Source organism: Nocardia sp. NPDC088792 (genome assembly GCF_044750615.1).
Classification (GTDB): Bacteria; Actinomycetota; Actinomycetes; order Mycobacteriales; family Mycobacteriaceae; genus Nocardia.
Window position 1 is genome coordinate 292,410 of record NZ_JBIVKC010000003.1, and the last position, 12,602, is coordinate 305,011.

Annotated in this window: 2 protein-coding genes (1 of these 2 only partly in view); both read left to right on the plus strand. The window is 70.4% G+C overall.

Going from position 1 to position 12,602, the window contains the following annotated elements:
- Nucleotides 1–495: the 3' end of a type I polyketide synthase gene (locus tag ACIP5Y_RS19100; RefSeq protein ID WP_400351576.1), read on the plus strand. The gene continues 14,475 nt to the left of window position 1, outside the view; the window shows 495 of its 14,970 coding nt (coding positions 14,476–14,970); its start codon lies beyond the left edge, outside the window; it ends in the stop codon at nucleotides 493–495.
- On the plus strand, nucleotides 488–12,595 hold the full coding sequence (locus ACIP5Y_RS19105; RefSeq protein ID WP_400351577.1) for an SDR family NAD(P)-dependent oxidoreductase: 12,108 nt from the start codon (nucleotides 488–490) through the stop codon (nucleotides 12,593–12,595). Before ACIP5Y_RS19100 ends, ACIP5Y_RS19105 begins: the two co-directional genes overlap by 8 nt.
- Nucleotides 12,596–12,602 lie beyond the last annotated feature (7 nt).

A 12,602-nucleotide genomic window follows, 5' to 3' on the forward strand; every position in this document is an offset into this window, starting at 1 on the left:
CTGCTGGACCTGGTCCGACTGCAGGCGGCCACCGTCCTCGGCTTCGGCGACCCCGATGCGGTGGACGACGATCGCGGCCTGCTGGAGATCGGGTTCGACTCGCTCACCGCCGTGGAACTGCGCAACCGGCTCAATGCCGCGACCGGCCTGCGCCTGCCCGCCACGCTGCTGTTCGACTACCCCACCTCGGCGGGCGTCGCGAAACACCTCGCCGCCGAACTGGCGCCGGACGACACCGAACCGGTCACCGGCGGCCTGGCCGAACTCGAACAACTCGAGCAGGCGTTCCAGGGCGGCGCCGCCGATCCGCAGCTGCTGGACCGCTTGCAGGTCCTGCTGAACACCTTGCGCGCCAATGCCGATCCGGGACTCGGGGCACGCATGGACCGCGCGACCGACGACGAACTCTTCGACTTCATCGACAACGAACTCGGGATGGGGGAGAGCGCCCAGCTCCCGTCCTCGATCTACGAAGGTGACGATATCCGTGACTGATGACAAGCTCCGCGACTACCTCAAGCGGGTGGCGGCAGACCTGCACCACACCCGGAATCGCCTCACCGAGGTCGAGGCCCGAGGCCGCGAACCCATCGCCATCATCGGCATGAGCTGCCGCTACCCCGGTGGCGTCGACACACCCGAAAAGCTCTGGCGGATGGTCGAATCCGGAACCGACGCCATCACGGGATTCCCGGGCGACCGCGGCTGGGACCTGGCAACCCTGTACGACCCCACCCGCCGGCGGCCCGGCAGCACCTACGCCGCGGAAGGCGGCTTCCTCGACAAGGCGGCCGACTTCGAACCGGAGTTCTTCAATATCTCCCCGCGCGAAGCGCTGGCCATGGATCCGCAGCAGCGACTGCTGCTGGAAACGACCTGGGAGGCATTCGAGCGCGCCGGCATCGACCCGAACACGGTGCGCGGCAGCGACACCGGAGTCTTCGCCGGCGTCATGTACCAGGACTACGCGTTGCGGCTGAACCGCGTGCCCGAGGATGTGCAGGGCTACCTCGGCAACGGTCAATCCGACAGCGTCGCCTCCGGCCGCATCTCCTACACCTTCGGTCTCGAAGGCCCGGCGATCACCGTCGACACCGCCTGCTCCTCCTCGCTGATCGCCATCCACCTCGCTGCGCACGCACTGCGTCGCCGTGAATGCGGGCTGGCCCTTGCCGGTGGCGCCATGGTGATGTCGACACCGGTGCCCTTCACCGAAATGAGCCGCCAAGGCGGCCTCGCCGGCGACGGACGCTGCAAGTCCTTCGCCGACGAGGCCGACGGCACCGGCTGGGGCGAAGGCGTGGGAATGCTCCTGCTGGAACGCCTTTCGGATGCGCGCCGCAACGGGCACCCGATCCTCGCCGTGGTTCGCGGCAGCGCCGTCAACCAGGACGGCGCCAGCAGCCGGCTCACCGCCCCCAACGGGCCCGCGCAGCAGCGTGTCATCCGCCGCGCGCTGGCCGACGCCCAATTGCGCACCGACGCGGTGGACGTCGTCGAGGCGCACGGCACCGGCACCGCACTCGGCGACCCCATCGAAGCACAGGCCCTGCTGGCCACCTACGGCAAGGACCGCGACCGCAACCAGCCCCTGCTGCTCGGCTCGCTGAAGTCCAATATCGGCCACACCCAGGCCGCCGCGGGCGTCGGCGGTGTCATCAAGATGGTCATGGCCATGCGCCACGGCACCGTGCCGCCCACCCTGCACGCCGCCCGTCCCACCACCCAGGTGGACTGGTCCGCAGGCACCGTTCGGCTGGTCACCGAGCCGACACCGTGGCCCGAGACGGACCATCCGCGGCGAGCCGCGGTGTCCTCCTTCGGAATCAGCGGCACCAACGGGCACGTCATCCTCGAACAGGCGGAGGCCGAGCCGAACACCGCCGACCGGGCCGAGCCGAACACCGCCGACCGGGCCGAATCGAATCCGGCCGCGCCGGACTCCACCTCGGCCGTCGTGCCGTGGCTGCTCTCCGCTCGCGATCGAGCGGGTCTGCGCGCCCAGGCCGAGCGGCTGCGCAAGCACCTCGCCGAACACTCGGATCTCGACCTCGACGGGATCGGCCGGGCACTGGCCGGCCGGACCGTCTTCGATCATCGGGCCGTGCTGACGGCCGGAGATCGAGCGGGACTGACCGCGGACCTGACGGCGCTGGCAGACGGACTGCCATCGCTCACCGTGGTTCGCGGCGGTGAAATCCGCACCAGCCGTGTTGTTTTCCTGTTCCCCGGACAGGGTTCGCAGTGGACCGGGATGGCTCGGGAACTGCTGGAGGAATCACCGGTATTCGCCGAGCGGATGGCCGAGTGCGAGGCCGCGCTGGCGCCGTACACGGATTGGTCACTGCTCGAGCTCGTGCGCTCGGGTGCGGTGTGGGACCGCGTGGATGTCGTTCAACCGGTGCTGTTCTCGGTGATGGTGTCGCTGGCCGCGTTGTGGCGCTCGTCCGGGGTGGAACCCGCTGCGGTCGTGGGACATTCGCAGGGCGAGATCGCCGCCGCGGTGGTGGCGGGCGGGCTGTCGTTGGAAGACGGCGCGAAAGTGGTGGCATTGCGCAGCCGCGCGCTGCGCGCGGTCGCCGGTGTGGGCGGAATGGCCTCCGTACAACTCCCGGCCGAGCGAGCGCGGGCGGAACTGGCCCCGTGGGGCGAGCGGCTCTCGATCGCCGCCATCAACGGCCCGGCCTCGGTGGTGATCTCCGGCGAGATCGCGGCCATCGACGAATTCCTCACTCACGCAGAGGCCCAGGAGCTGCGCGCTCGACGCATCGAGGTCGACTACGCCTCACACAGCGCCCACATCGAGCGGCTCCGTGACGAACTACTGACCCTGCTGGCCGAGATCACCCCGCGCCCAGCCGAAGTGCCGTTCTACTCCACGGTGACCGGCGCGACCCTCGACACCCGAACCCTGGACGCCGGCTACTGGTACCGCAATCTGCGACAGACCGTCGAACTGGGCCAGGCCGTCACCGCCGCACTGGACGCGGGACTACGCGCCTTCGTCGAGGTCAGCCCACATCCGGTGCTCACCATCGCGGTCGAAGAAACCGCACGTGCCACCGAGCGGGACGCCCTGGTCTCCGGCACACTTCGTCGCGACGAAGGCGGCATCGCCCGTTTCCGCGCGTCGGCGGCCGAACTGTGGACCGCCGGCATCCCTGTGGACTGGCGACCCACCTTTGCCCACCTGCCCGCCACCCACACCGACCTGCCCACCTACCCCTTTCAACGACAGCGGTATTGGCTCGAGGACACCGGCCCCGCAACCGGTGACGTCACCGCCGCGGGCCTCGCCGCCGCCGGACATCCACTGCTCGGTGCCGTCGTCACTCTCGCCGACGGCGACGCGCTCGTGCTCACCGGCCGCCTGTCCACCCGCACCCATCCGTGGCTCGCCGAGCATTCGGTGCTCGGCACCGCACTCCTACCGGGCACCGCCTTCCTCGAGCTCGCCGCCCGCGCCGCCGACCAACTGGGCCTGCGCCGCGTGGAAGAGCTGACTCTGGAAGCGCCACTTCCCTTGTCCGCGAACCCCATCGATGTGCAGGTGGCCGTCGGCGCATCTGAAACCGACGGTCTGCGCCCGATCAGCGTCTACGCCCGCTCTGCCGACGCCGCACCGGAGGACCCGTGGACCCGCCACGCGCGCGGCGCCCTGTCCGACGAGTTGTCCACGTTGCCGCCGTCGGCTGCCTGGCCGCCGGCAGGCGCGACGCCGATCGATCTGACCGGACTCTACGAACGTTTCGCGGCAGGCCGATTCGTCTACGGGCCCGTGTTCCAAGGGCTGCGCGCCGCCTGGCGTCTGGGCGAGGACATCTACGCCGAGGCCGTCCTGCCATCCGAAACACACTCCGAAGCAGCGCTTTTCGGACTGCACCCGGCCTTGCTCGATGCCGTACTGCACGTGACCGGATTGTCCGGCGACGAAACGGGCCGTATGCCCTTCGCCTGGACCGGGTCCGCCCTGCACGCCCACGGCGCCACCGCCCTGCGGGCCAAAGTAGCGCCGGCGGGCGAGAACGCCGTCTCGCTACAGGCCTGGGATACCGCCGGACAGCCCGTGATCTCCATCGACGCCCTGCTCCTACGCCCGGTATCCGAAGCACCGCAACCGAGAATCCATCACGAATCGCTCTTCTACCTGGACTGGATCCCCGCTCGGATCACCGACCGCCCGACCGGCATCGCCGATCCGATCGTGCTCGGCACCGACCGCTACCCGGACTTCGCCGCACTGCGTGCCGCTGTCCTCGCAGGGGACGCCGCGCCCGGGCTGGTCGTCGCGCCGATGACCGCCGCCGCGCCTGCGAAGCTCAGTTCCACGTCTGCGGATCCGGATGCCGCAAACCTCGATCCGATGGCCGCCGTAGCGGATTCGGATACTCCTGCCGCCGTCGCTGCCGACGCGGTCGAAATCTCCCGTGCCACCGCTGCTGCCACCCACCGTGCCGTGCACTCTGCCACCGCGCTCGTACAGGACTGGCTCGCCGAGGAGCGGTTCACCGATGCGCGCCTGATAATCCTCACCCGCGGGGCGGTCGCGGTAACGGCGGGCGAGGACATCAGCGATCTCCCGCAGGCCGCGGTCTGGGGGCTGATCCGCACGGCGCAGTCGGAACATCCGGGGCGCTTCATCCTCGCCGATGTCGACGACTCCAGCGACATCACCTCTCTCGCAGCGCTTCTCGCCGCAACCGAGGAGGATCAGGTGGCGGCGCGCGATGGCGAACTTCGGATCCCGCGGCTGGTGCGAGCCGCCGTTGCGGAGAACTCCGAGCCGGTCGCCGCCGCGGAGCAGCTCGCGCCCTTGGCTGATTCGGACGGCACGGTCCTCATCACCGGTGGCACCGGTCTGATCGGCTCGCGGATTGCCCGTCACCTGGCTGCTTCCGGGACGCGACGGCTCGTCTTGGCGGGGCGCGGCGGTCCCGCGGCGGCCGGTGCGGCCGAACTCGTCGAGGAGCTTGCCGCGCTCGGCGCCGAATGCGCCGTTGTCGCTTGCGATGTCGCCGATGGTGAGGCGCTGCGGCGGCTGCTCGGCGACATCCCCGCCGAGCATCCGCTGACCGCGGTGGTGCATGCCGCGGGCGTCCTCGATGATGGCGTGCTCGCCGCGCTGACTCCCGATCGCATCGATGCGGTGTTGCGTCCCAAGGTGGATGCCGCGCTGCATCTGCACCGCCTCACGGCCGGTACGGATCTGCGGGCGTTCGTGCTCTTCTCCTCTGCCGCAGGCGTTTTCGGCGGTCCGGGGCAGGGCAACTACGCGGCCGCGAATGCCTTCCTGGACGCGCTGGCCCAGCATCGCCGCGCCAACGGCTCGGCCGGGCAGTCGATTGCCTGGACGCTATGGGAACAGCGCAGTGCGATGACCGGTCATCTCGACGAGGCCGACGCGCGCCGCATCGCGCGGTCCGGCATGCCCGCACTGACCGATCGCCAGGGGCTCGAGCTCTTCGACGCCGCCACCGCCGCAGGGGATCCGCACCTGGTCGCCATGCCGCTCGACCTCGCGGCGCTGCGGGCTCGCGCCGCTACCGATCCGGTACCCCGACTACTACACGGCCTTGTCCGTCCGGCCGCTCGACGGGCCGCGGCGGCGTCACCCGGCGGTGACAGCGCCGGCATGCAGTCGAGTCGCCTGACCGCCCTGCCCGCGGCCGAGCGTCGCAGGGAACTGCGCGAATTGGTCCGCGCTCAGGTCGCCGCCGTGCTCGGGCATGCCGCCGCGGAGGCCGTGGAACCCGGCCGTGCGTTCCGGGATCTGGGCTTCGACTCCCTTGCGGCAGTGGATCTGCGCAACCGGCTGAACCTCGCGACCGGACTGCGACTGCCCGCCACCCTGGTCTTCGACCATCCCAACCCGGCCGCCCTGGCCGACCACCTCGACACCCGGCTGGCCGGCGAGACCCGCCCGACGCCGCCCGCGCCCGCCGTACGCGGCGGTGTCGCCGACGAACCGATCGCGATCGTCGCCATGGGTTGCCGATTCCCCGGCGGCGCGAATTCCCCGGAAGCCCTGTGGGACTTGGTCGCCTCCGCCACCGACGCCATCTCCGACTTCCCCGCCGACCGCGGCTGGGACGTCGACAACCTCTACGATCCCGACACCGAGACCGAGCGGCACGGCACCTCGTATGTGAAGGAAGGCGGATTCCTCTACGACGCAGCGGAATTCGATGCCGGGTTCTTCGGGATCTCACCGCGTGAGGCGCTCGCCATGGATCCCCAGCAGCGGTTGCTGCTGGAGACCTCGTGGGAGGTGCTCGAACGCGCCGGCATCGATCCGGCGACCTTGCAGGGCAGCCGAACCGGCGTGTTCACCGGCGTCATGCACCACGACTACGCCGTGCGCTTGATCGGGAACGTGCCGGAGGAGGTGGAAGGATTCCTCGGCTCCGGCAACTCCGCGAGCGTCGCCTCCGGCCGCGTCTCCTACGTCCTCGGGCTCGAAGGGCCCGCGGTGACCGTGGATACCGCCTGCTCGTCGTCGCTGGTGTCGCTGCATCTCGCGGTGCGGTCCCTGCGAGCAGGGGAGTGCGATATGGCGTTGGCCGGCGGCGTCACGGTGATGAACAGCCCGGAACTGTTCGTGGTGTTCAGTCGGCAGCGCGGGCTGGCCCCTGACGGTCGCTGCAAGGCCTTCGCCGACGCGGCCGACGGCACCGGCTTCGGTGAAGGCGTGGGTGTGCTGCTGCTGGAACGCCTTTCGGACGCGATGGCCGCCGGGCACCGGGTACTGGCCGTGGTACGCGGCTCGGCCGTCAACCAGGACGGCGCATCCAACGGCCTGACCGCCCCGAACGGGCCCGCGCAACAGCGGGTGATCCAGGCGGCGCTCGCGGACGCCCGCCTGACCACCGCGGACGTGGACGTGGTCGAAGGCCACGGCACGGGCACCAAACTCGGCGATCCGATCGAGGCGCAGGCCCTATTGGCGACCTACGGCCAGGATCGCGGCGATCGTGCGCCGCTGTGGCTGGGATCCTTGAAGTCCAATATCGGGCACACCTCCGCGGCAGCCGGCGTCGGCGGCGTCATCAAGATGGTGCAGGCGCTGCGACACGGTGTACTGCCGGCGACCTTGCACGTGGATCAGCCGTCCTCCCAAGTGGATTGGTCCACCGGCGCGGTGCGGCTGCTGTCGGAGTCGCAGGATTGGCCGGTGACCGGACGCCCGCGCCGTGGTGCCGTCTCGGCGTTCGGTGTGAGTGGAACGAACGCGCACGTGGTACTCGAGCAGGCGCCCGGACCCGCCGAACCGGCGCGGGCCGACGGAAACGTCGAGCCCGCAACTCACCCCGCATCACCCGGTGAGCCGCCGGTCGCTTGGGTGTTGTCCGCCCGGTCTGCGGGGGCACTGCGGGCACAGGCCGAGCAGCTGCTGCAACACATCGACGCGCGGCCCGAATTGCCGTGCGCCGATGTCGGACTGTCCCTCGCCGTCGCGCGCACCCGGCATCCGCACCGCGCGGTATTTGTCGGCGACCGCGCGCAATTGACTACCGGACTGCGGGCACTCGCCGCGGACACCCCCGCCGCCGCCGTTGTGGAGGGCGCCGGTGGAGAGGTCGGCCGCACGGTCTTCGTCTTCCCCGGTCAAGGCGCGCAATGGGCGGGTATGGCGCTCGAATTGCTCGACGCCAGTGCGATCTTCGCGGAGTCGATGGCGGCGTGTGAACGCGCCCTCGCGCAATACATCGACTGTGCGCTCGTGGAGATTCTTCGGGATCCGGTCGCGCTGGAACAGGTGGACCTGGTCCAGCCCGCGCTGTTCGCCGTCATGGTCTCGCTCGCGGCGACCTGGCGCGGATACGGCGTGGAGCCGGATGCCGTCCTCGGTCATTCCCAGGGTGAGATCGCTGCCGCCGTGGTGGCGGGCGCACTGTCGCTCGAGGACGGCGCGAAGGTTGTCGCACTGCGCAGCCGGCTGCTGCGCGCGATCGCCGGCAAGGGCGCTATGGCGTCGGTATCCCTGCCCGCGGATGAGGTGCGAATCCTGTTGGAGGTTAACGGTGATGGCCTCTCCGTCGCCGCTGTCAACGGTCCCGCCGCCACTGTGGTGGCCGGTGATCCGGGCGCGGTGGACGAGCTGCTGGCTGCCTGCGAACGAGACGGGGTCCGTGCACGCCGCATCGAGGTCGACTACGCCTCGCATTCCGTGCACGTCGACGCGATCCGAGACGAGCTGATCACGGCACTCGACGGCCTCCGGCCCGGAACCTGCCGGGTGCCGATGTATTCCACACTCGACGCCACCTGGCTGACCGGCACCGAACTCTCCGCCGAATACTGGTTCCGCAATCTGCGCGGCACGGTCGGCTTCGAACCGGCCGTCCGTGCGCTCGCGGGCACCGGCCACACCACCTTCCTGGAGATCAGCCCGCATCCGGTGCTCACGACCGGAATCGGTGAGACGCTGGCGGATTCCGCACCCTCCGCCGTGGTGACGGGCACGCTGCGGCGCGGGGAGGGCGGCCTCGATCGGTTGCTGCTCTCACTCGGCGAAGCGCATGCGGGCGGTGTCGACCTCGACTGGAACGCCCTGTACCCCAAGGCCCGCCGGGTTGATCTGCCCACTTATCCGTTCGAGCGCACCCGATACTGGCTCGACGCCGCCACCGGCCCGGCCGATGTGGCTGCCGCAGGACTTGCCGCCACCGGCCATCCTCTGCTCGGCGCCGCCGTGGACCTCGCCGACTCCGACGAACAACTGTTCACCGGCCTGCTGTCTCGCTCGACCACGCCCTGGCTGGCCGAACACGCGGTATCGGGCGTCACTCTGCTGCCCGGCACCGCGTTCCTCGAACTCGCGCTCCGCGCCGCGGACGAGGTGGGATGCGGCCTGATCGACGAGCTCACCCTGCAGACCCCGCTCACTGTGCCCGAGCACGGCGCACTGCGCCTGCAGGTACGAGTCGGCCCGGCCGGACCGGACGGGCATCGGCCGTTGAGCGTGCATGGCCGACCCGACCAGGGCACCGCCACGGACGGCTGGGATGCCGAGCGAGAGTGGACGGCCCACGCCACGGGCACACTCGCCCCGCACGACCATGATCCGGACGACAGCATTGTGGCCTGGCCACCCGCCGATGCCGAACCGCTCGACACCTCCGAGCTTTACGACCGGTTCGCCACCGTCGGATATCATTACGGACCGACCTTCCGCGGCGTGCGCGCAGCCTGGCGCCACCACGGCGAGATCTTCGCCGAGATCGCCCTGCCCCGGCAGCGCGACGGCGACGGCTACCTCCTGCACCCGGCGCTGCTGGACGCGGCCCTGCAAGCCTCCGCGCTGCTGCCCGGCCGCGATGACGTTGCCCGCCTCCCGTTCTCATGGACCGGGGTGACTGTGCGCGCCGCCGGTGCATCCACACTCCGGGTGCGGATCACCGCCCACGGCGCAGAGGAAGTATCGCTGGAGGCCCGCGATCTGACCGGCCGTACGGTCCTGACCGCCGACTCCTTGGCGCTGCGCCCGTTGCCCGCCGGCGGTCTCCGCCCTGCCACCCCGGCCGCAAGGGGATTGCTCCACGTGGAGTGGACACCTGCCCCCGGCTCCGGCGAATCGGTCTTCGGCGCGGATGAATTCGCATCTCGCTCCGGCGAATCCGCATCGGTGCCGAGTCGGTCAGCGCTCGGCGCTGTCGAGTTCGCATCAGGCCCTGGCGAATCCGCCCCTCTGCCGGGTGAATCAGCGTTCGGCGTGGGCGAATCCGCGCTTACACCCGGCGGATCCACGGCAGAGTTCGGTGGTCCGGAGGGCGTGAGTGATTGTGCGGTGCTCGGCGACGCTATGCAGGCGATGCTGCCCGCGGCGAGGGGGTGGCCGGACCTCGCGGCGTTGAGCGCGGGCGGGGAGACGATTCCTGCGTTCGTGCTGGCGAACGTTTCGGGCGGCAGTGACGAGCAGCCGCAGGATGCGCTGCAGGCCAACACTGTTCGTGCGCTTGCGCTGGTGCAAGGCTGGCTGGCCGACGAACGGTTCGCGGAGTCGACCTTGGTGGTCATCACGCGGGGCGCGATTCGGATCGGGCCGGGGGACCGCGACGCGAACTGGACGGAATCCGGTGTGTGGGGCCTGCTGCGTACCGCGCAGATCGAACATCCCGGACGATTCGTGCTCGCGGACCTCGACGCGCAGCCCGTATCGCTGAACGTACTGGTGACAGCGCTGTCCGCCGCGGGGGCCGCGGAGAGTCAATACGCGGTTCGCGCCGGCGAATTGTTCGTGCCGCGGCTGACCGCCGATGCCCGCGACGTACTCACTCCGCCCGACGAACCAGCCTGGCGATTGGGGATAGCGGGCGATACCGCGGTCGACGGGTTGGCGCTGCTGCCCGCACCCGATGCGCTGGTTCCGCTGCGGCCGGGGCAGGTACGCATTGCCGTGCGTGCCGCCGGGCTCAACTTCCACGATGTCGTCGTCTCCTTGGGCCTCGACCCCGACCAGCCCACCGTCGGCAGTGAAGGTGCGGGCACAGTCCTCGAAATCGGGCCCGGGGTGACCGATTTGGCGCCCGGTGACCGCGTGCTGGGTGTCTTCGGTGGGGCGTTCGGCCCGGTCGTCGTTGCCGAGCGCGCGACCGTCGCTCGAATTCCGGCAGGCTGGTCGTTCGCGCAGGCGGCGTCCGCGCCGATTGCGTTCCTCACCGCCTACTACGGCCTGTTCGACCTGGGTGGCCTCCGGCGCGGACAGTCTGTGCTGGTGCACGCCGCCACCGGCGGTGTCGGTATGGCTGCGGTGCAGCTCGCCCGACATGCCGGTGCGGAGGTCTTCGGCACGGCCGGCCCAGGGAAATGGGACGTACTGCGCGCCAATGGATTCGACGACTCACACCTGGCGTCCACCCGGACGCTGGAATTCGCGGAACATTTCCTGGATGCCACCGACGGCCGCGGCATGGATGTCGTACTCGACTGCCTGGCACGGGAATTCGTCGACGCCTCACTCGGACTGCTGCCGCGCGGTGGCGCCTTCGTGGAGATGGGCAAGACCGACGTACGTGACGCCGAGGAGGTCGCGAGCCGATACCCGGGCGTGCGATACCAGGCCTTCGACCTGGTGCAGGCGGGTCCGCGGCGCATCGGCGAGATGCTCGCCGAGGTGCTGGCGCTGTTCGAGCAGGGCGTGCTCACGCCCTTGCCCATCACCTGCTGGGACGTCCGCCGGGCGCCGGCGGCCTTCCGGCATCTGAGCAAGGCGCGGCACATCGGCAAGAACGTACTGGTGGTGCCCACACCGATCGATCCGTCCGGCACCGTGCTGATCACCGGCGGAACCGGTACGCTCGGCCGGCTCGTCGCCCGGCACCTGGCATCCGAATATGGTGTGCGGCACCAGATCCTGCTCAGCCGCCGCGGCGCGGAGGCGCCGGGTGCGATCGAACTCATTACGGACCTAGCCGAACTCGGCACCGAAGCCACGATTCTCGCCTGCGATGTCACTGATCGGCGTGCCCTCGCGGCCGTACTGGACGCCATTCCGGCGGACCATCCGCTCACTGCCGTCGTGCACGCCGCGGGCGCCCTCGACGACGGCGTCGTCGGCGCGCTCACTCCGGAACAGATGGAACGGGTATGGCGCCCGAAGGTGGATGCCGCCTTCGCCCTGCACGAGCTGACCCGGAACCGCGAACTCGCGGCGTTCGTCCTGTTCTCCTCCGGGGCCGCACTACTCGGCGGTGCGGGCCAGGCGAACTATGCCGCCGCCAACGCCGCACTGGACGCCCTCGCGGCCGAGCGGCGTGCGCAGGGCCTGCCGGGCGTTTCGATCGGCTGGGGTCTGTGGGAAGAACGCAGCGAGCTGACCGCCACCGTGGCCCGTGCCGAAGAAAAGCGCATGTCCCGCTCGGGAATCGGCGCGCTGACCTCGGCCGAGGGACTCGCACTGTTCGACGCGGCCTGCGGTTCGGTGCATCCGTACGTGTTCGCCGCCCGGCTCGATCGCTCCCGCCTTACCGCCGGAACCGGAGTCCCGCCCCTGCTCAGTGGCCTGGCCCGCGCACCCCGGGAGACCCTGCGCCGGGTCCGGGACGATGCCGGGACCACGGCCGCGGGCCTGGCCGATCGACTGGCGAGTCTCGTCCCGGCCGAGGCACACCGGATCCTCCTCGACGTCGTGCGCGGCAATGCCGCGGCCGTGCTGGCCCACGCCTCGGCCGCGGAGATCCACCCGGCGCGCCCGTTCAAGGACCTCGGCTTCGACTCACTGACCGGCGTCGAACTGCGCAATCGACTGGCGAATGCGGTCGGGGTACGGCTGCCGGCGGCCCTCGTGTTCGACCATCCCACCCCGGAGGCGCTGACTCGGTTCCTGCTCGGCAAGGTCGCCGCGTCCGCCCCGGCAGCGCCACCGGTCCCGCCGCTGCTCACCGAGCTGGGCCGGCTCGAGGCCCAGCTCGACGCCCTGCTCCCGCAAGGCGAGTCGGCCCTGCCCGCCGAACTGGCCACTCGATTGCGCCGCGCCCTCGCACGGGTCGAAGCGCTCGGCACGGAATCCGTTGGCGCACCACCGGAACAGGCCATCGAGTCCGCCAGCAATGACGAACTCTTCGACCTCATCGACAAGGAACTGGGCATCTCGTGAGGCCCGT